The organism is Flavobacterium sp. WC2421 (assembly GCF_040822115.1).
In the GTDB taxonomy this organism is placed as follows: domain Bacteria; phylum Bacteroidota; class Bacteroidia; order Flavobacteriales; family Flavobacteriaceae; genus Flavobacterium.
This window is the reverse complement of sequence record NZ_CP162004.1, coordinates 1,802,169-1,824,590: the sequence shown is the minus strand read 5'-3', so window position 1 is coordinate 1,824,590 and position 22,422 is coordinate 1,802,169. Positions and strand designations below refer to the sequence as shown.

General features: G+C 32.3%; 16 protein-coding genes and 1 tRNA gene. 8 read left to right on the top strand and 9 right to left on the bottom strand.

All coding sequences use genetic code 11. The features are described 5' to 3' along the window. Nucleotides 1–44: 44 nt before the first annotated feature. Both AB3G33_RS07755 and AB3G33_RS07750 read left to right on the top strand, forming a co-directional pair. The gene (locus AB3G33_RS07755; protein WP_073017033.1) at nt 45–317 is read left to right on the top strand and encodes an HU family DNA-binding protein; all 273 of its coding nucleotides are present in this window, start codon (nt 45–47) and stop codon (nt 315–317) included. Nucleotides 318–443: 126 nt separating this feature from the next. Further along, a complete protein-coding gene (locus AB3G33_RS07750) occupies nt 444–1,004 on the top strand; it encodes a YqgE/AlgH family protein (protein ID WP_367757604.1) in 561 nt (186 codons plus the stop codon). Here AB3G33_RS07750 and AB3G33_RS07745 read toward each other — a convergent pair. Both AB3G33_RS07745 and AB3G33_RS07740 read right to left on the bottom strand, forming a co-directional pair. Further along, the gene (locus AB3G33_RS07745) at nt 1,001–1,840 is read right to left on the bottom strand and encodes an aminotransferase class IV (protein ID WP_367773897.1); all 840 of its coding nucleotides are present in this window, start codon (nt 1,838–1,840) and stop codon (nt 1,001–1,003) included. The genes AB3G33_RS07750 and AB3G33_RS07745 overlap by 4 nt on opposite strands. Nucleotides 1,841–1,894: 54 nt before the next feature. Next, entirely contained in the window at nt 1,895–2,287 is a 393-nt protein-coding gene (locus tag AB3G33_RS07740; RefSeq protein ID WP_367757600.1) for an START-like domain-containing protein, read from the bottom strand. 153 nt (nt 2,288–2,440) lie between these two features. Here AB3G33_RS07740 and AB3G33_RS07735 point away from each other — a divergent pair. From AB3G33_RS07735 to AB3G33_RS07720, 4 genes are all read left to right on the top strand, one after another. Continuing rightward, a tRNA-Met gene (locus AB3G33_RS07735) sits at nt 2,441–2,514 on the top strand. A 584-nt stretch (nt 2,515–3,098) separates the two neighbouring features. Further along, nucleotides 3,099–3,953, top strand: a complete 855-nt coding sequence (locus AB3G33_RS07730) for a helix-turn-helix domain-containing protein (RefSeq protein ID WP_367773896.1) — start codon at nt 3,099–3,101, stop codon at nt 3,951–3,953. 66 nt (nt 3,954–4,019) lie between these two features. Next, nucleotides 4,020–4,583: a DUF417 family protein gene (locus AB3G33_RS07725; RefSeq protein WP_367773894.1), complete on the top strand. Its 564-nt coding sequence runs from the start codon at nt 4,020–4,022 to the stop codon at nt 4,581–4,583. Between the two features lie 60 nt (nt 4,584–4,643). Then, complete coding sequence (locus tag AB3G33_RS07720; protein WP_367773892.1) at nt 4,644–5,660, top strand: hypothetical protein; 1,017 nt, start codon at nt 4,644–4,646, stop codon at nt 5,658–5,660. Between the two features lie 186 nt (nt 5,661–5,846). Here AB3G33_RS07720 and AB3G33_RS07715 read toward each other — a convergent pair whose 3' ends face one another. From AB3G33_RS07715 to AB3G33_RS07690, 6 genes are all read right to left on the bottom strand, one after another. Then, complete coding sequence (locus tag AB3G33_RS07715; RefSeq protein ID WP_367773889.1) at nt 5,847–7,250, bottom strand: TolC family protein; 1,404 nt, start codon at nt 7,248–7,250, stop codon at nt 5,847–5,849. Nucleotides 7,251–7,283: 33 nt separating this feature from the next. Then, nucleotides 7,284–10,454, bottom strand: coding sequence for an efflux RND transporter permease subunit (locus AB3G33_RS07710; protein WP_367773888.1), 3,171 nt, complete (start codon nt 10,452–10,454; stop codon nt 7,284–7,286). A 25-nt stretch (nt 10,455–10,479) separates the two neighbouring features. Continuing rightward, complete coding sequence (locus AB3G33_RS07705; RefSeq protein ID WP_367773886.1) at nt 10,480–11,634, bottom strand: efflux RND transporter periplasmic adaptor subunit; 1,155 nt, start codon at nt 11,632–11,634, stop codon at nt 10,480–10,482. 201 nt (nt 11,635–11,835) lie between these two features. Next, complete coding sequence (locus tag AB3G33_RS07700; RefSeq protein WP_367757584.1) at nt 11,836–12,414, bottom strand: TetR/AcrR family transcriptional regulator; 579 nt, start codon at nt 12,412–12,414, stop codon at nt 11,836–11,838. Nucleotides 12,415–12,573: 159 nt separating this feature from the next. Then, a complete protein-coding gene (locus AB3G33_RS07695) occupies nt 12,574–14,322 on the bottom strand; it encodes an ABC transporter ATP-binding protein (protein ID WP_367773885.1) in 1,749 nt (582 codons plus the stop codon). Between the two features lie 93 nt (nt 14,323–14,415). Further along, nucleotides 14,416–14,772, bottom strand: coding sequence for a winged helix-turn-helix transcriptional regulator (locus AB3G33_RS07690; protein ID WP_367773883.1), 357 nt, complete (start codon nt 14,770–14,772; stop codon nt 14,416–14,418). 660 nt (nt 14,773–15,432) lie between these two features. Here AB3G33_RS07690 and AB3G33_RS07685 point away from each other — a divergent pair. Further along, nucleotides 15,433–15,606, top strand: a complete 174-nt coding sequence (locus AB3G33_RS07685) for an SDR family oxidoreductase (RefSeq protein WP_367773881.1) — start codon at nt 15,433–15,435, stop codon at nt 15,604–15,606. Nucleotides 15,607–15,665: 59 nt separating this feature from the next. Here the strand turns inward: AB3G33_RS07685 and AB3G33_RS07680 are convergent, their stop codons facing one another. Beyond that, nucleotides 15,666–16,340, bottom strand: coding sequence for a TonB-dependent receptor plug domain-containing protein (locus AB3G33_RS07680; RefSeq protein WP_367773878.1), 675 nt, complete (start codon nt 16,338–16,340; stop codon nt 15,666–15,668). A gap of 1,132 nt (nt 16,341–17,472) precedes the next feature. Between AB3G33_RS07680 and AB3G33_RS07675 the strand changes: the two genes are divergently transcribed. Continuing rightward, entirely contained in the window at nt 17,473–22,026 is a 4,554-nt protein-coding gene (locus AB3G33_RS07675; RefSeq protein WP_367773876.1) for a LamG-like jellyroll fold domain-containing protein, read from the top strand. Nucleotides 22,027–22,422: the final 396 nt, after the last annotated feature.

The window sequence follows — 22,422 nt, the reverse complement described above, 5'->3', positions numbered from 1 at the left end:
TGTATTAACAATTTTTTTAACCAACAATTAATAAAACTATTATTATGAACAAATCAGAATTAATCGATGCTATCGCTGCAGATGCAGGAATTACAAAAGCAGCTGCAAAATTAGCTTTAGAGTCATTTTTAGGAAACGTAGGTGGTACTTTGAAAAAAGGTGGTAGAGTATCTCTAGTAGGTTTTGGATCATGGTCAGTTTCAGCAAGAGCTGCAAGAGACGGTAGAAATCCTCAAACAGGAAAAACGATTCAAATCGCTGCTAAGAATGTTGTAAAATTCAAAGCTGGTGCTGAATTAGAAGGTGCAGTAAACTAATTTAAAGTTTTCACCCTAATATAATCAAAAACCCTCCTGATGGAGGGTTTTTTTTTGTATTTAAACGATTAAATTTGGTTTTTTTTAGTTTTTTTTCTTAAATTTAATAAAAAAATTACAGAAATTATGATTTCAGAAAAATTAATAAAAGGGCAACTTCTTATTGCTGAGCCTTCTATAATTGGAGATTTATCATTTAATAGATCTGTGATTTTATTGGCTGATCATAATAAGGAAGGTTCAGTAGGATTTATCATCAATAAACCGCTGAAATACACAATCAACGACTTAATTCCAGAAATTAGTGCCAAATTCAAAATTTACAATGGAGGTCCAGTTGAACAAGACAATCTTTACTTCATTCACAACATTCCTGACTTAATTCCAAATAGCATTGAAATATCTAACGGAATATATTGGGGAGGCGATTTTGAATCAACAAAAGACCTTATTAATAGTGGCAGAATAAATAAAGGAAATATTCGATTCTTTTTAGGATATACAGGTTGGGATGAAAATCAATTAGAATCCGAAATGAATTCAAACTCTTGGATTATTGCACCTAATAGCTATAAAAATAAAATTATTGGTAAATCACCAACTCATTTTTGGAAAGAACAAATAATGGAATTAGGAGGCGAATACCTTATTTGGTCAAATGCGCCAGAAAATCCATACCTAAACTAAGTACTACTTACAATCTCATTTAACTTTTGCAGTAATACCTTTGAATGGTTTACAACAAAGTCTTTCTTTCGGTATTTAGTTATTGGTTGTATTCCCTTGATAACATTAGTAATAAACAATTCATCGGCTTTTTGCAGTTCAAATGGAGAAATAACTTCTTCAACAACTACTAAACCTGTAATTTTTTTAGCTAATTCTAAGATTTGCTTTCTCATAACACCATTCAAACAACCTTCTGACACTGGAGGTGTGATTAGTTTGTCCCCTACAACCATAAAAAGATTACCCTGAATTGCTTCAACAACATTCTTCGTATCGTTTAATAACAAGCAATTGTCCAACCCGTTTTCGTGAGCATAAATACTTGCAGTTGTATTTAGCATGCGATTTGTGGTTTTTATAGAAGATAACAATTGCTTAGTCACATAAAAATCTTTGTATAAATCGACTTCATAATTCGTCTTTTCGAATGAATACAAAGCGCTTTCAATGGAAGTAGTATGAATCAAAAATGAAATTTCATTGGTTTGTGGCAGATAAAAACCACCATCATTTCTATAAACGGTAATTCTTGCACGTGATGAATTTAATACTGAATTAGTACTTGCTAAAGAAAGTATTTGTTCTTCAAAATACTCCATAGTGAAATTCATAGGAATCTCCATTCTTACCACCCGCATAGAAGCCATAAGCCTAAAATAATGATCTTCTAGAAATAGAATTTTAGAATTTACTATTTTAACTGTTTCAAAAACGGCATCGCCAAATAAAAAAGCACGATTCTGTATCAACACATTTGTATCTTGGGACACAATAATTCCATTAAAATTAATCATAAAAAAACCCTGATTTTTGTTCAGGGCAAATGTAAGTTATAAAATACAATTTTACTATACCGATCCAATTAGATGTTTAAGATCTGAAATTTGATTTTCCCATAATAATGACGCTTCATCAACCTCGTCTTTATCAGCAAAATCAACTACCATTAAAGAAACATCTTTAGTTAACTCATCTACAAGGATGTGCAGTTCAAAAAAATACTCGGTATCTTTATTATTACCATCAACCCATTTAAATTTTACTTTTTCTCCGGATTTTTTAGAGGCAAGCCTCGCTTTCTCTTCTGAATCATTCCAAATGAAAGTAAAAAATTCACCACGAGAATTTACATTATCTGCAAACCATTCTGACAATCCAGATGGAGTTGAGATATATTGATATAACAATTGCGGCGAAGAATTGATTGGGAACTCTATTTCGTAACGTACTTTTTGATCCATGAGCTACTTTTAATTTTTTTCGAATATATAGAATATAAGCCCGAAAAAAAAACGTTTTTAAAAATATTTTTTTTTCTTTAAAATATGCTTGCACGCATTAATATTATTTCTATATTTGCACCCGCGTTCAGGAATTGTTATTCTTGAAACTTTGGCGAGGTAGCTCAGTCGGTTAGAGCGCAGGATTCATAACCCTGAGGTCACGAGTTCAAATCTCGTCCTCGCTACAAACTTAAAGTCATGTAAATCACGGATTAGTGCCAACTAATCCGTTTTTTTATGCCTAAACTTTTAGTACTTTTACAGAACGTGCACGATTTACCTATAAAATCAATCTAATCATTACCAAATACATAAGCTAGAAATATCGATATAAAGACAAGGTGTAAACTTTCCAAATCACAAAAGAATAGTATGTTTTTTATTCTGTCTTGCCCTGAAATAACTTGTCGTTTTTAGATTATAATGCTAGAATTCGTTTATATCAAAACAAATTAGACCAATTTACTAATGGCAAATCCAGCTCTTCAATTGATTGCTTTGATTTTAGTATTTCATCCTGTGCCACTTTTATTTGGCTTATATTTTTGAAATTTGTTAAAACAGAAAAGAAGACATTCTGCTTTGAATTGCAAAAAAAACATTAAAGAATTTAACAATCCAAATTAATTATGAGAATGCAGCTTAACTGAATGTGTATATTTACATATCCAGTGCTTTGTTACGTACTTATTCAGAAAAACAACCTTACTGCATGAGCCATAAACAAATAATAATATTTTAACTTTGAGCATTGTTCTCAAAATAAAAGATGGAGTTAAAAGATACACAAATCAATCAAAAAGGCTGTACAGTCCAAGAATGCAATACAGATTATATCAATCAGTGTGGGGGTTCTCCTTTGTATTCTATTTATCTTTTTGAAGGTACAGGCAAAATAAGTGTCGATTTAGTAGAATATTCTTTTGAAGGTAAAATTGTATTGTTTACAACTCCATATCAAATTATTCTTTTTAATACGGAACATCCAATTAAAACCAGAAGACTCCAATTTCATGGTGATTTTTATTGCATAGAATATCACAAAAAAGAAGTGGCTTGTAACGGTCTTTTATTTAACAACATATATCAACAAGCCTATATAAATCTTGAATTAGAAGATTATATTGAGATGGATTATATTCTAGAAAAACTAATTATTGAACTAGAAATCATTAACAGTTATTCTATTGCGGTAGTACGAGCTTATTTACAATTGATTCTAGCTTTATCTAGTAAAATTAAATCGAAAAAAGTAGTCATTTCTGAAGAAAAAAACACTTTTCATCCTTTAATGCATTTTAAAGTGCTACTTGAAAATAATTTTCATAAAGAAAGGCAACCTTCTTTTTATGCTTATCAAATGGGCATTTCGCCTAATACATTTTCAAAAATCTGTAAACAGCATTTCTTGAAAACACCCTCTACATTAATTCACCAAAGGGTTATACTTGAATCTAAAAAATGGATTCACCTTAGTTACAAAAGCATGAAAGAAATTGCTGCTGAATTAAACTTTGACGATGAAAATTACTTTAGTCGTTATTTTAAAAAACATACTGGAATTACCCCTACTGCATTTCGAGAGAATGTTGGGATATCCATCGTGGCAGATTTGTCTAGGTAATATCCACATCTGTCCATTGTGACCACAACAAAATCTTATTAACTTTGCCTAATAAATAGTAAATATATGAACATGTTAATAACCTTAGCAAAATTACAAAGTCAATTTTTTAATTTAATGAGAATAGCTATTTTTATAGTAATGGTATGGATTGGAGGACTTAAAGCTTTTCAATATGAAGCAGATGGAATTGTGCCTTTTGTTGCCAATAGCCCTTTGATGAGTTTCTTTTACGGTAATCCAAATGAATATAAAGACCACAAAAATAAAGAGGGAGAAATTGTTGAAAAGAATATTAAATGGAACACTCAAAATGGAACCTATAGCTTTTCATATATGTTGGGCGGCATAATTGTTATTATTGGTTCGCTAACTTTATTTGGTATTTTCAATAATCACTTAGGGCTTATTGGTGGATTACTCACTGCCGGTATGGCATTAGTTACGCTTTCTTTCTTAATTACTACTCCAGAAACCTGGGTGCCTAACTTAGGTGGCGATATGCCAACACCTCAATATGGCTTTCCTTATCTTTCAGCTGCGGGCCGATTGGTTATAAAAGACATTATTATGATGGCAGGAGGTTTAATTGTAGCTTCTGATTGTGCTAAAAAACTTTTGAAGGATTAATTAAAGTATTCTTAAAAATAAATATCAAAGAAAGTCATTCTTGTAAAGTTTAAAAATATAATGGTTGAAAAAGTGAATAAACTCAAATTAATCCGATATTTTTTTGCCCTTATCATGATTGCTGTTATGGTTGGCGCTTCAGAATGGCTCGACCAAAAAGAAATTCTGTTTCCTGAAATGGCCGCATTGGTGCTTGGTTTATGGGTTATTGATAAAAAAATATGGACGGTTAGTAGACCGATACTGGTAGCATTGATGACAGTCTGCGCCTTTTTCGGAATTCTGCTTGTCCTTTATTCCCCATTCCCTCTTTTAATAAATATTGCAATTTCATTTACATTTACATCCCTTTGCCTTATTTTGACGCGCACCACCTTAATTCCAATAACGTCATCTGCAATGTTGCCAGTTTTATTAGGAACTAACTCGTTAGTTTATCCTGTTTCTGTTTTCATCATGAGTCTTTTGGTCGTTTCCGGACAATGGCTTATGGAGAAAAATGTATTGCGCGAGGTTATTACTTTCGATAGAAAAAAAGATCATTACAAACACAGTCCGAAGCATTGGATGAGATTACTGTTTTGGGTAGTACTCATAGCTGTAATTCCGGTATATTTTGGGAAAATATATTTTATAGTTCCACCATTGATGGTCATGTTTATAGAATTCAGTTCATCATCATCAGGCTTTCGCAATCGCCCGCTACAGGTTTATTTAGTAATCATAATTTCTGCTATACTAGGAACACTCTTTCAGCACTATTTGCATACAATATTGGGATTCCCACAAATATATACGGTTTTATTGCTATTTTTATGCCTGTTTCTTCTTTTTGAAATTGTCGGTAAACCATTTGCGCCAGCTTGTGCCATTGCTCTTGTTCCAATGATTATTCCACAAAAAAATGTACTGTCTTATCCCTTTCAGGTTGCCGTTGGGTCAGGTATATTTCTGTTTGTAGCCATGTTCTTTTTCTTAAAATGTTACCGTTGGAAACGTGAGCATCTTCTAGTATGTTTTATACCTAAATTTATCAGATTCAGAATGGAACGCCCAAAGCGAAAAGAGAGATGTTAAGTCTGTTTAATACTACTATTTTAAAACAGAGTGTATTATAGGTTAGATGTTTATGAACGTAACGTTGTCCCTTATTTTTTAAAACTAATCGGATTTACACTGCAAGAAAATATAATGTCTTAATTATTTATATAAAAAAAACTCGGAATCACTTCCGAGTTTTTCTGTATAAATACAAATTAACTGTTATCGCCAACCGCCACCTAAAGCACGGTATAACTCAACATTAGATGATAATTGCTCTTTTTTTATCGAAGCCAATTCTAGCTCTGCTTGCAAAAGATTGCCTTGCGCAATAACTACTTCCAGGTAAGTTACCATACCATTTTTAAAAAGCATGTTTGCATTTATAATTGCTTTTTGAAGTGTTGTTGTTCTTAGTTTTGCAATCTCAAATTGCGCTGCTTGTTTTTCAATTTTAGTCAATGCATTTGAAACTTCACCTACAGCTACTAAAACAGTTTGTTTGAACTGTAATATTGATTGCTCTCTTTCTACTTTAGCTATTTCATATTGTGTTCTTAATTTTTTGCTGTTTAGTAGTGGTGCTGTCAATCCGCCCGCAATAGAACCAAATAATGAAGCTGGAATATTAAACCAATTGTTTATTTCGAATGAATTTACACCAGTTCTAGCCGTAATATTCAAAGAAGGATACAAACTGGCCTTCGTTACACCAACTCTTGCATTGGCCATTTTTACCCCCATTTCAGCACTTTTTACATCTGGTCGTTTACTCAATAACTGAGATGGAATTCCAGCAGAAAGATTGTCTTTTATCACTATAGTTTCCAGCTTGCTCTGTCTATCTTTAGCCTCTGGAAAAGTCCCTGATAATACACTTAATGCATTCTCTTGAATTTGAATATTTTGCTCTAATTGTGGAATCAATTGGGCTGCAACAAGTTGTTGTGCTTCTGTTTGTTGTTTTGCAAATAAATTTACCTGTCCGGCTTCATATTGAAGATTTACAATAAAAAGAGTACTGTCATTCAATACAAGTGTTTTCTTAGCAATTTCTAATTGTGCATCTAGCATCAACAAATCATAAAACCCTTTTGACACACTTGCAACTATTGCTGTTTGCAATGCTTTTTTGGCTTCTGTTGTTTGCATATAAGCAGCTAATGCACTTTTTTTCTGGTTTTTTATTTTACCCCAAATATCTGCTTCCCATGACAAACTTAGTCCTGCCGAATAGTCTTCTAAATGTTTTTTACCCAGAAATTGATTTGTACTTATTCCATTTAAGCTATTATCTGATAATCTGTTCGAAGAAGCTGTTGCAAAAGCATTGAGCTCAGGAATATTTCCCCATTTAGTTTGCTTGAATTGTAAATTGGCAATAGCCATATTTTTATCTGCAATTTGCAAGTCATTGTTTTTCAATAATGCATCATCAATTAACTTTACTAAATCGGATTCTGCAAAAAAATCTTTCCATTTAATATCAGCCGTATTTGTGGTATCTATCGAAGTGGAATTTCTGAAATTTTCAGGAACTCCAATTTTTGGAGTTTCCTGAGAAAATGATGTGAAGGCTGTAAAAAGAGATCCTATTACAACACTCCTTTTTATATTTTTTATCATAAGATGATTTTTAAAGATTGCTATTGATACAGATTATTTTTTTGAATGGCTTTCGTTGTTTATAACTGCCAAGGGTTTACCAGTAACTTTCTCTTGCAAATGCTGGAAAACAATAAACAATACCGGAATAATAAATATTCCCAAAAGAACTCCAGATATCATTCCTCCAGCTGCACCAATACTAATCGAATGGTTTCCTAATGCTGATGGTCCTGTTGCGCGCATCATTGGAATAAGTCCAACTACAAAAGCAAATGAAGTCATGATAATTGGGCGTAAACGCAATTTGGCTGCTTCTAATGCAGAGGCCAAAAGCGATTTCCCAGCCCGTCTCCTTTGAATCGCATATTCAACAATAAGAATGGCATTTTTAGCCAATAATCCGATAAGCATGATTAAGGCAACTTGAACATAAATGTTGTTTTCAATTCCAGTTAAACCAATGGCAAGGAATACTCCAAAAATTCCTGTTGGTATTGATAAAATAACGGCTGCAGGAAGAATATAACTTTCGTACTGTGCTGCTAGTAAAAAGAACACAAATAACAGGCTTAATCCAAATATAACAGCCGATTGTCCTGAAGATGTAATTTCCTCTTTGGTAAGCCCTGAAAATTCAATGCTGTATCCTTTAGGTAATTTTGTTTCGGCTACTTCTTGTACAGCTTTTATGGCTGCACCTGTACTAAATCCTGGAGCAGCAATGGCATTAACACTTATGGAATTAAAAAGGTTATAACGAGAAGCTGTTTCTGGTCCATTAACGGGTTTCAATTTTACCAAAGTAGAAACTGGAACCATCTCACCTTGTCTATTTTTTACAAATATTCCATTCATAGATTCTACATTGTTTCTTGAATCCACATCAGCTTGAACTACAACTCTATAATATTTCCCAAATCTATTAAAATCAGAAGCTTGTGCACTACCAAAGTAGGCTTGCATGGTTTGCAGAATATCTCTAACATTCACCCCTAGTTGTTCTGCTTTTACATCATCTACTTCCATTTCAAGTTGAGGATAATCTGCTTTAAAACTTGTAAAAGCAAATGCAATTTCTGGACGTTGCATTAATTCACCAATAAAAGTAGTACTGACACCACTAAATTTACTTATGCTTTGTCCTGTTTTGTCTTTTAAAACAATATCTAAAGCATCAACATTACTAAAGCCTGGAACTGTCGGGAAAGTAAACACAAAGAAACCTGCTCCCTTTATTCCAGCTAGCTTTTGTCTAACATCGCCCATGATAGCATTAATATCCGTAATATCACCACGCTCTGCTGCTGGTTTCAATAAAATGAATATTACTCCTGCTGATGGACTGCTTGATTGTGTAAGTAAGTTAAACCCTGAAAGAATGTTTAATGTCTTTTTAGACTGCATATCTCCCAGTGTTTTTTCTACATCTAGCATAACCGTTTTGGTTCTCTCTAAAGATGTTCCCGCTGGCATCGACATTGATATAGCTATAAAACCCTGATCTTCTGATGGAATGAAACCTGTCGATGTTGTTTTCACCATGTAAACAGTCGCCAAAATTACAACTGCCAATCCACCAAGGCTCACCCATTTAAACTTAATTAAAAAGCGAAGACTCTTTACATATTTATTTGTCAGTTTATCAAATCCTTGGTTAAACCCAATGAAGAATTTTTCCTTGAAATTTTTAGGTTTCACCTCTTCTCCATCTACATCGTGTTGAATGTCTTTCAAAAATAAAGCTGCCAAAGCTGGGCTAAGTGTTAAAGCATTCACTGCCGAAATCACAATGGCAATAGCTAATGTAAAAGCAAATTGTCTGTAAAAAACACCTGTTGAACCTTCCATAAAACCTACAGGAAGAAATACCGCCGACATTACTAAGGTTATCGAAATAATCGCTCCCGTAATTTCACTCATTGCAGAAGTTGTAGCAGCTTTTGCAGATAATTTTTTACTGTGCATTTTCTCATGAACCGCCTCAACAACTACAATGGCATCATCTACAACAATACCAATAGCAAGAACTAGCGCAAATAGCGTTAACAAATTGACAGAGAATCCAAATACCTGCATAAAAAAGAAGGTACCCAAGATAGAAACTGGAACCGCAATTGCTGGAATTAAAGTAGCTCTAAAATCCTGAAGGAATAAAAACACTACTATGAAAACCAAAATAAAAGCTTCTATTAAAGTGTGTTTTACTTGTTCTATTGATAAATCTAATGAGTCTTTAGTATTATACAGAATTAAGTGTTTTACATCTTTTGGAAAATCTTTGGATGCTTTTTCCATCATTGCTTTAATCGCAATTTGAACATCACTGGAGTTCGAACCTGGCAATTGATAAATTGCAATATTAAGTCCTGATTTTCCATCAATACGCGTACTACTTCCATAAGTGTAGGAACCAAACTCAATTCGGGCAACATCTTTTAAACGCAATACAGAGCCATCTGCATTCGAATGAATTACAATATTTTCATATTGTTCCGGTTTATTTAATTTTCCTTTGTATTTAATTACATATTCAAAAGATTCCTTGCTACTTTCCCCAAATCTACCTGGTGCAGCCTCAAGGTTTTTGTCTTGAATAGCTCCCATAACTTCTTGTGGAGTTAGATTATAACTAGCCATTTTTGATGGGCTTAACCATACGCGCATAGAGTAATCTTTACTTCCTCCAAAAATCACTGCCTGCCCTACTCCAGGAATCCTTTTTAAATCAGGAATTATATTTATTTGAGAATAATTAGCTAAAAAAGTTTGGTCGTATTGCGCTTCATTTTCGGTGTATAAATCAACCACCATCAAAAGACTATTTTGCTTTTTGGTTGTTGATATTCCAGCTTGAACTACTTCTGGAGGCAATTGACTCGTAGCTTGAGAAACTCGATTTTGAACATTTACCGCTGCTTGATCAGGATTAGTTCCTAACTCAAAATTAACAGTAATTACTAATGAACCGTCATTACTCGCAGTAGAACTCATGTAACTCATGTTTTCTACACCATTGATAGCTTCTTCAAGAGATGGCGCAACGGAACGTAAAACTGTTTCCGCATTGGCCCCAGGATAAAGTGCCACAACTTGAACAGCTGGAGGAGCAATATCTGGAAATTGTTGTAAAGGGAGCGCCCTTAATCCTATAACTCCTAGGATAACTATAAGAATAGCTATTACCGTTGACAGTACTGGCCTGTCAATAAATTTTTGTAACATATTTTATATTTATTAAATAGTTGAATTAATTTTTAGCTACTACTTTTTGGGAATTCTCAGGGATAATTGTAGCACCATCAGGCAAACTTTCAAAGCCTTTTAATACAATTCGATCACCCGTTTTAAGCCCTTCTTTTATTAAATAATTAGTACCGCTTTTTCCTGAAATAAGTATAGGCTGTCTCGCAACACTATTCTTTTTATCAACAAGAAAAACAAATAATTTATCTTGAATTTCTATTGTAGCTGCTTGCGGAATTACGATCGAGTTCTCGTGCTGCATACTAATTTTTATTTTCCCAGTATTTCCAGAACGCAACAATCCGTTTGGATTAGAAAACTTTGCTCTTAGTGTAATTGCACCTGTAGTTTTGTCAAATTGACCATCGACCATATCGATTTTTCCAGTTTGAGAATAAATGGAATTATCTGATAAAATTAAAGATACCGGTGGCAAATTCTTTAATTTGTCATTTATGGTTTTACCTTCATATTGAGTTTTAAAATTGATAAAATCATTTTCACCTAGAGAAAAGTATGCGTAAATATCTCTAGTATCCGATAATTTCGTCAAAGCTTCAGGATCAGCCGTACTAATTAGACTTCCTTGTTTTCTTGGTATCCTAGCAATGTAGCCGCTCACAGGCGCTTTAATTATAGTGTACCCTAGATTAATTTGTGCATTGGCCACAACAGCTTGTGTTTGAGCAACAGTCGCTTTAGCAATTTCTAAATTTGCTTTCGCAATTTTTAATTGATAGTCCGAAACCACCTTATTTAACACAAGCGGTTTCAATTTTTCTACTTCAATTTGTGCATTGATAACAGTAGCTTTAGCAGCATTTAAACTTGCCGATGCACTATTAAATTGCTGACGGTATGAGTTGTCATTGATTTTAAACAAAGGCTGTCCTTGAGAAACATAGGCCCCTTCATCAACATAGATTTTATCTAAAGTTCCGTTAACTTGAGATCTGATTTCAACATCAGTTTTCCCTTGAATGGCTACTGGGAATTCTGTGTCAGTTGTTGCCGATTCATAGGCAATGTTTAAAACGGGCAATGTTGCTAGTACATTTACTGGTGCACTTTCATTTTTATTACCACAACCTGTTAATATTAAAGCCACTATGCTTAGAGTAATAATTGTTTTCATGTTTGGATTGGATTTGATTTTCATTAAATTATAATTGATTTTCATTACTTATTCTGAAACGTTCGTTCCAGAATTAGACGTGTTTTTAGAGGATTTAAGGTTAGTAATTAATTATACAATTCTGGAACAATCGTTCCAGATATTATTCTGATTTTAAATGAAATAGTAATTATTTCAGATAGTACTTATTGGAACAAACGTTCCAGAATATAAGCAAAAAAAATGCTAATTTGTAATGTGTTTAATAAGGTATTCTGACATCTTTTTGATCTTTATAGGATCTCGATGTAAAATGTATGCTTGTTTCCAGCCTGTAAAAGTGGTCAAAATGTATTCTGCAATTAATGAAGCATCTTCAGTGGTTTCTAATTCTCCCTCATCTATTGCTTTTTGGATAACTTCTGTTAAAAAGTCAATATAAATATCATTATTCCTACTCAATATTTTTCTTACTTCTGCATCTTCAGGAGCAATTTCAAAAATAGTCTTTACTCCTAAACACCCTTTTTCACAATCTACAACCCAAGCAGCTTTATCATAAATAATATTTTTAAGCGCTTGCAATGGAGATTTTTCCTGAGCAACTTTAATTTTCGATTCTTGAATCGCATTTTCGGTATAGCTAGTAACACACTTTATAAATAAACAATGTTTATCTCCAATGGTATTATATAAACTACTCCTATTGATTTGCATTGCATCAACTAAATCCTGCATAGTAGTACCATGATATCCTTTTTCCCAAAAGACATTCATAGCTTTCTCTATGCTTTCCATTTCGTTAAATTCAACATTGCGAGCCATAAGACATTAAATATGATGCAAATATATAAATATTCTGGAACACACGTTTCAGAATATTTATATATTTTTAAATTATTATTAAAATATAAATAACTACCACTATTTCAGCAAGTTAAAATTAAAATTATTTCGTGATAAATTATTAATTATAGAAAAATCTTACTTTCTTTCACCAATTTGTTGTCTCCACATAGCGTAATACAATCCCTTTTCATCTAATAAATCTTGATGCTTTCCTTGTTCTATAATTTGCCCTTGTTCTAATACAAATATTTTATCGGCATGCATTATAGTTGATAAACGGTGTGCTATCAAAACGGTAATTTGATCTTGTTTGGATGATATGCTTCTTATTGTTTTAGTAATTTCCTCTTCAGTAATTGAATCTAGTGCAGATGTTGCTTCATCAAATATTAATAATCTTGGATTTCTCAATAATGCTCTAGCAATTGACAATCGTTGTTTTTCTCCTCCTGAAACTTTAATCCCACCTTCACCAATTGTCGTATACAAACCGTTCTCGGCTCTCTCCAATAAGTTTTGACAAGCTGCTTTTTGTAAAACATCATAGATCTCTTCATCTGTAGCAGTTGGCTTAACAAATAGTAAATTATCTTTAATTGTTCCTGAGAATAATTGTGCATCCTGAGTAACGAAACCTAATTGCTGTCTTAATTCAGTCAAATCAATATCTTTAGCATTTCTTTCATTATAAAAAATAGATCCTTCAGCGGGAGAATACAATCCAACCAACATTTTTACTAAAGTAGTTTTACCACTCCCTGATGGTCCAACAAAAGCAATCGTTTCTCCTGCCTTAGCTTCAAAAGAAATATCTTTTACAGCATAAGTACTTGTTGAAATATGTTTGAATGAAATATTCGAAAACTTTAAGTTATTGATAGCGCCAATAGTTTGGGGATGCTGTGGTGTCTTTTCACTTTTTGAACGCATCAAATCTCCAAAATTATCCATAGAAGCTTTAGTTTCATTATAAGTAGCAATCACATTACCTAACTCTTGCAAAGGATTAAATAAAAAGAAAGAAAAAAACATTAACGTAATTAAATCACCTGGCTTGATAATTCCTTGAAAAATAAACATATATAGCGCAAAAACTAAACCTGTTCGCATAAAATGAACGGTTGTACCTTGAATAAAACTCAGTGAACGAATAAAGCGTACTTTCTTTAATTCTAAACCTAAAATCTTATTAGTTGTACTGTTTAATCGATCAACTTCCTGTTCTGTCAGTCCTAAACTTTTAACCAATTCTATATTTCTTAAAGACTCTGTTGTTGCTCCTGCTAATGCAGTAGTTTCTCCCAGTATTTCCTTAGAAATTTTTTTTATTCTTTTACCTAAAAAAGAACTTACTACTGCAATAACTGGTACAGTGGCAAGAAAAATTGGTCCTAAAAGCCAATGAATATTTATTGCATATATTACAACAAATGTAATTCCGATAAGACTTTGAAAAACCATCGAAATAGATAAAGTAATAAACTTTTCACAGTCTATTTTTACTTTTTGGAGTTTGCCTAAAGTTTCTCCACTACTTTGATCTTCAAATTCTTGAAAAGGAAGCTGTAGAGCCTTTTGGATACCGTCGGTATACATATGCGCACCTGTACGTTGAATAATGATGTTGGTGAAATAATCTTGAAAATTTTTGGCTATTCGCGAGAGCATTGCAGCACCTAACGAAAGTCCTAACCAACCCAAAACTACTTTGACAAAAGCAGAATAATTATGATTAAAATTAGTAACCCCTACTCCACATTCATTAAGCAGTTTACCAATTATTATGGAGTCATAAAGTGAAAAACATTGATTGATAGCTGCTAAAAATAAAGCCAAAAACAATAATTGTTTATGCGCTTTAATATAAGTATATAATATTTTCATTGTATATAATCTAAAAAAGGAAAAGCAAAATTAGTACGTATTTATTTAATAATTTCATATAATCATGTTAATAAACTGATTCACTTCGCTAAATTATTTTTCAATGGGTATTTTTAACTCACCAGTTCCATTACTTTCATATTTTATATTCCAATCAGTGATTGTCTTTAAAATTGGCACTAATTCTAACCCTTGCTTTGTTAAAGAGTATTCTACCCTTGGTGGGATTTCTTTATAGGCAGTTCGTGTCAAAATACCATCTTCTTCTAATTCTTTTAATTGCTCCGTTAGTACCTTCCTAGTTATTAAAGGAATAATAGTATCCAACTGCCCAAAACGAACCGTTCTTTCTTGAATAACATTTATAATAATTGGTTTCCATTTGTTCCCAATCTTACTAATTGCCCTAGTTAGAGGACAATGAGAACTACAAAATCTTTCATCTCTCACTTTTGTTTTTTTTATGCAGCTCCCCTTAGGGTAAATACAATTTAACTAGATAGTATCTTAAATATACTATTGATAGTATCTTTTCGGTACAAAAGTAAAATTAATAATTTAAAATACTTTAAAATGATTTAACTAATTAATAAAGTAATTATAATAACAGGAGCTTCCAACGGAATTGGAACTGAAATTGCAAAATAAACGGGAGCCGAAAGAGCAAAGAAGGAGCTAATGCAGTTGCTGCTGAAATTGCAAAAAATGGCAGAACAGCGGTAGCCATTCAAGCTAATTTGTCTAATTCAGCAGTTGTAAAGAATCTATTTGAAGCAACTAAAAAAGTATACGGTTCATGGGTTTTTTTATAAATAATCTGGGTGTCTATCAATTTACTCCAATTGAAAGTATTACCGAAGAGGAATTTCACCATCAATTTACTACGTCCTTTTTTAGCTACTCAAGAAGCCGTTAAATTATTTGGAGATATGGAGGAAGTATTGTAAACTATGAGTACAGTAGCGAGTAAAAATCCTTTTCTAATGGGTTTCATATATTTAACTACTAAAAGCACATTAGACTCAATCGCTCCAAAAAGAACTAGGACCAAAAAAGATTCGTGTTAATTCAATTTGTCCAGAAATCATAGAAACCGAATAAACTCATACCATGGGATTCATTGGATCAGACTTTGAAAAACAAGCAGTTGCAAACACCCCTATTGGTCGTGTTGGTCAACCAACTGAAATTGCTAAAGTGGCTGTATTCTTAGCTTCAGATGATTCTTCTTGGATTACTGGTGAAAGTATAAGCGTTTCTGGCAGTCTTAAGCAATTACAATAATTCCTTCTAAATCAATTAGTTTAGAAGGAATTATATATTAAAAAAAGAAATAACTTTCCTTATTTTGTTTTAATTACAATAACGCCACTTGAGCCTTGAGAACCATAAATAGAAGCTTCGGCTCCTTTTAAAACACTAACTTTTTTTACATTGTTTGGCGAAATAAAATCAATACTAGATACGATTACACCATCGACAACAAATAATGGATCCGAAATATTTCTAAGAGAACTGACCCCCCTAATAGTTATTTTATTATCTCTCGAAACTGATACTCCTGGCAAACGCCCCCTTATAAGATCATAAATCGTATTATATACACCTGAATTCCTATCTGTTTCAAGACCAGATCCTTTATTATTATTCACTTTATATTCATTAGTTTGCTTAGAATACACCATTTTCAATACTCCTCCTTTTTGAATTCTTTCTCCTGAAGGTAGTGGGGAATTAAGAAACATGAAATTCATAACTTTTTCATTACTGAATTTATTAGACAATAAACCATACTCATTAGAATAAACATTTATTGTAGCTACATTCTGGGGAAAGGATAATTCAAAATTTCCTTTTCGATCCGTTTCAACGTTCGAATAAATAGAATCTAAATAAATTTTAGCATTAGCAACAGGTTTATTATTACTGTTTACTACACTGCCCGAAAGTTTATTTTGGGAATACCCAATCCCAATAAAAAAAAACATCATAAATAAAACTACTCTTGAAATTTTCATAATATATAATTTACAAATATTGTTAAATATATAAAAATAACACATAAAAACAACACTCCTTAAAAAAATAACATTAAAAAAAAAGAATAATTAAATATTTAATAATATTAAATAGAAAACTAAAGCATTTATAAACGTTAACTCAACTTCAATAGACGTAACATTATATGTTTTGGTAATATTCCCCATCAAACGGCACTCCTCTTTTAAGAGATTATGAAGGTGGATACGCTGAAATAAATTTAAAAGGAGGAGTCCCTCTTACCTCAATTGGTATTGATTATTTTACTGGCTTAGGTACAACTACAAGAAACATTCTAAATTAATTTATTCCAGTTGGCCACGGTTTTTTTTTGTAAATGACAGTGCTTCTGGTGAAACAATAACATCTAAGAACTCTCAAAGCTATTTTATTAAAGAAGGTAATGTTGCCTCCAATATTATGTACAAAAATAAGACAGCAAATGACTTTTTTTTGGTACAATAATACAGATGACAAAATTAAAAAACTTAAGTATTAGTAAATACGTTTAGGATTTGACTCTAATAATACGATCCACCTTAAAGGCTTACTAGGCTTTATGAATGGAGAAAATTAATTAATAATTCAATTCGAACTCTTTTATAATCCAAATTTAATTTACCCAATTAGAGTAAAAGCAGATTCTAGTTTTAAAAAAGTAATTTTTTTTCGCGCAACAGGTCAATTAATCACTAATTGAAATATTAAAAATCAATGCGAAAAATAATACAGGTACCAATAAAAAAAATAAGTAACAGATTATATATTTCGAAAATTCATAATTCAGTAGACTTAAAGTAAAAATCATAATTCCCTAAATAGATTCCTTAAAACATACTTTATTCTATTCATTTAGAATTATTTTTTATGTAAAACCACAGGTATAGTATATATTTATTTTAAAGAAAATACTTACTAATTATTAATTTTCATGTATTTAGTCGGTAAAATGTGCGTAAAAACGTAAAAACAAAAACAAATAAATTATATTTGATTCAGATTTTTTTAAATTAACCTTGCTATAAAACTATTTAATACTACCTACTTTTTTCAGTTTTTTTTTTTAGGAAGTTAAGATAAATATTCATTGTGTTTAAGACCCAAACTACTATGAGAAAACTTTACTTTAAAAACATAATTTTAAATTTACCAATAGTAATAATTTCATTACTATTGACGGTATCTATTGATATGAAGGCACAATCATTGACATCACCTCAAGTCAATTTTACACAAAGAACTTCATCCGCAACGCCTGGTACTACTGTATATAATCTAAAAGGTGATTTCACCATGTTGGGCAACACAAATTTGACCCTTACAAATTATAACAATACAACAAATAATGAAGGGAATTCGATGAAATACGTCGATATTGATGGTGATTCCAATACTTTAAATTCTTCTATGGCTACCCTCGAACTCTCGAATTCAGGAGAAAATAGCTCTAGCCAAAATTGCTCAAAAATTGTTTACGCGGGACTCTACTGGACAGGAAAATCTAACGATAATAATGAAACATTTTCAGTAACAAAAGGCTCAGTAACAAAAAACTATGATAAAAAAGTTATTTCTATAAAAGGACCAGGTGCAGCTGCATATACCGCTATTACAGCAAAACCTAAAGCTCCAGATTATGATATTCGTTTCCCAGGATCGGCAGAGAGTGGTATTTTTATAGGTTATCAAGAAATAACAGACTATGTAAAAACATACGGACCAGGTGCATATACTGTAGCCGATATTGCTTTAATAGAAGGGACAAACAACAATCCTGGTTACTCAGGTGGTTGGGTAATGATTGTTATTTACGAGAATTCGGCAATGAAAAGTAGAGCAGTCACACTTTTTGATGGTTATGCATATGTTAATGGTCAACGCTCTGGAGGTGGTGAATATGGAACAATTCCTATTTCAGGATTTACAACTGTAGGTGCTGGTCCAGTTAATATGAAACTTGGTGTAATGGCAGCTGAAGGTGATGTTGCTACAAATTCTGGAAGTGATTATTTAGCTGTACTAAAACTTAATGCGGACCCTAATGTTTACAACGCGACAAATTATTTGACCTTAAATCATGCCGGTAATACCACTAATAACTTTTTTAATTCGTCGATTTTTCCAGTCCCTGCTGCAGGCAAAAGCAACCCCATTTTACAAAATAATACGGGAGTAGATTTCAGTATGTTTACCGTTCCTAATGCTGGAAACACAGTTATTGGAAACAATCAAACTTCTACCACCTTTAGATTTGGTTCCACGTATGAAGTGTATACCATATTTGGATTCGCCATGTCCGTAGACACCTACATTCCAGAACCAGAAGGATTTATGGCAATCAATTCAATTAACGCTGTTACCACTCCGCCACAACCCTATTCTGTTTTACCAGGACAAGAAATATCTTATACTTTGAATATTAAAAACAAGGGTACTGAAGCTATAAACAATAATTTAGTTACAATTCCAATTTCAAACACAATCAATTTCATTGTAGGAAGTATTATTAGTACAAAAGACGCGAGTGTAACAACTCCAAATCTTCCTTATTATGATACTACTAGCCATTCTATAATTTGGGACATGGGTACGTTACCACTTCCAGCAGACCAAAATACTTTATTGGCAACAATCACTTTTAAAGTAAAAGCCACAGAAGATTGTGCTATAATAGTTAATAATAGTTGTAACTCAGTAATTTCAGTTAGTGGTACAATAAATGGAACCGGAGCAGTATCCGGTGTAGCCGTTAATAAAGCCATTTTTAAAGGATTTGATAACACCTCAGGGTGCCAGGTTCCTATTACGGCTCCTACCACTGTAACTTTGGATAATTCAGGAAGCCCTTGTTTTACAGCATTAGCAGGTCCTGACCAAATTGTTTCTTGTGGTGGAGAACAAGTAAACTTGAACGCTACTTCAGGAACAACTGGTTCTTGGTCCATCGTTAGTGGTCCTGCTGGTGGCGGTGAGATCTTTTCTAATAATACTAGCACCAGCTCAACCTTTTATAGTCCTAATGTAGGAGCTTATTTGCTAAGATGGACCACTGGTTGTGCTAATACAAAAGACGACGTTTTAGTAACATTTGTTGCTTGCGACATTTTGAATTTCGATGGAATTGACGATAATGTAACTTTTAAAAATAATTATGGCTTAAATACAGGTTCATTTAGTATTGAGACTTGGGTCAAATCAAATGCAACAAATGGAAATAAACAAACCATTTTTTCTAAACGACTTGGTACAAGTACAGCTGATGGTTATGATTTAAAATTAGTAAATAACATTATCTCTTTTAACTGGAATAATGGAAATACAATAGCTTCAAACTTTACTATTAATACAGATAGGTGGTATCATGTTGCTGTCACTTTTAATGGTTCAAATTACAAATTATATATAGACGGAATACCTGTGCAAACAGCCGTTGCAGGTGTTAACCCTATAATAAACAATAGTGCTAATTGTATTCTAGGAGCCATGGATCAAAGTAGTGGTATTCCATTTAACTATTTTAATGGATGGATGGATGAACTTCGTATTTGGAAAGTGGAATTGACCGTTGATCAAATTCGGCAAATGATGAATCAAGAGATCCAAAATAATGGAGGAAATGTAAAAGGCGCAATTGTACCACTAGATATTCCTGGTTTAACTTGGACTAATTTAGATGGCTATTATCCAATGAATCCTGTAAATGATGTAGTTAACGGATTTGTAGTAGGTAAATCTACATCAGCTATTAATGGGAAATTAAGAAATATTGGTACGCAACAACCAGATACTGCTCCGTTACCTTATACCTCAAGAATAAGCAATCAAGATTGGTCACAAGATGATACTTGGACTTATTATGATGTTTGGGATGTCCCAAATAGTTTAGCAATAGATGGAACTACAAGAATAGACTGGAATATTGTTAAAACATCACATTATATTACTTCTAAAGGTAACAAAACTGTTTTAGGATTACTAGTGAATAGCAATACCATAAGTGCAGAAAATGATTCAAAAATACAGGTTTCGAAATATTTGAAATTAAATGGAAAAATAGACCTAGTTGGAAAATCACAATTAATACAAACCGAAGGAAGTATTTTGGATGTTGCCAGTAGTGGATCACTTGAAAGAGACCAACAAGGACAATCAAATAAATACAATTATAATTACTGGAGTTCGCCTGTGAGCCCTATAAATACAACCGCTAACAATACCGATTATACTGTTGGAGGTGTTTTAAAAGATGGGACAAATGCAGCTACACCAACAGCAATTAATTGGGTAGGTGGATATGATGGATCCCCAACTTCTCCAATCAGTTTAGCTCGTTATTGGGTATATAAATTTGATAACTATGCAAATGCTTACGCAAATTGGGTTCAAATAGGCGAAACAGGTTCGTTACGTGTAGGACAAGGTTTTACTCTCAAAGGAAGTGGGGCTGCTGGAACAACTCAAAACTATACTTTTATAGGAAAACCAAATAATGGAACTATTGCGACAAATACTGTTAGTTCAGATCAACTATTACTAACTGGAAATCCCTATCCTTCAGCCTTAGATGCAGATGCTTTTATAAATGATAATTCAGCTTCTATTGATGGAACATTATATTTTTGGGAACACTACACAACAAACAATACTCATATTCTTAGAGACTATGAAGGAGGATACGCAGAAAGGAATTTAACGGGGGGTGTTCCTCCTACGTCTGTTGGTGTGGACTACATAAGTGGATTAGGTACTACAACTAGAAGTATCCCAAATCGTTATATCCCTGTTGGACAAAGTTTTTTTGTAAATGGAAAAATTGGATCAACGGCAACAACTGTAACCTACAAGAACAGCCAAAGAGGTTTTATTAAAGAAAACGAAAGCACTTCCAATTTAATGTTCAAAACAAAACCTGTCAAAGACAAATATTGGAACAATAATGAGAGTGATAAAGCAGAAAAAAAGAATTATAAAAAAATTCGTTTAGGATTTGATTCTAATAATACTGCACATCGCCAAACACTATTGGGCTTTATGGATGAAAAAGCAACGATTGAAATGGACTATGGTTATGATGGACTTAATTTTGACGAGTATCCAAATGATATGTATTTTATGTGTGGTGAAAATCAATTAGTGATTCAAGGTGTAAGTTCATTTGATAAAAATAGTTCCTACCCCATTGGTGTTAAAGCAGATACTGAAGGAAAAGTGGTATTCATGATTGATAGCTTAGAGAATTTTGAAAAAAATCAAAATATATTTATCTATGACAATTCTAATAACACCTACCATGATATAAAAAATAAAAACTTTGAAGTGATGATCCCAATCGGAGAGTATAACGATAGATTTTCATTAAGATTCACTGATAAAACTTTGAGTACTAATAATAGTAACAACAATATAGACCTAGAAGTAGATAGTATTAATATCATTCATTTTCCAAAAAGGAATAGTATCGAAATTTATAACAATTCGGATCATACAATTATTAAAAAAGTAACTTTATACAATGTATCTGGTCAATCAATTATTAATTGGGATATAGAAAATCAAAATAGGCAAAACATTCAACTTCCAGTTAAAAAAATAAGCTCCGGTATTTACATTGTAAAAATTAAAACTTCAGATGGAGAAATAAATAAAAAAATTATAGTGCCATAATTCCTGAAAATAAATTAAAAAACTGTCTATTATGACAGTTTTTTTTTGCTTCATAAAATCTTAATCTGCAGGAAAAAGCAATATAAATAGTATAAAATAAGCAGTTCATCGGGAGATAAAATACTTTAATCGAAAATATGCTTTTTATGGCAAATACAAGTTTATAATTGCTTAATTTTAAGAGATATAACACCTAAAATACATTTTTTTTAGCATTTTAAAACACAATTCTAGTAGAGCAAAACAAACACAAATCAATGTTAAAAATAGCAAATAATTGATTTATTTCTTAAGGAAAACACCACTACATTATAATTATTTAATTACTAAAATAGCCATATCTCTACTATATGTACATTTTATTAAACTGCTAAATTGTTTAATTCAAAATGTTGA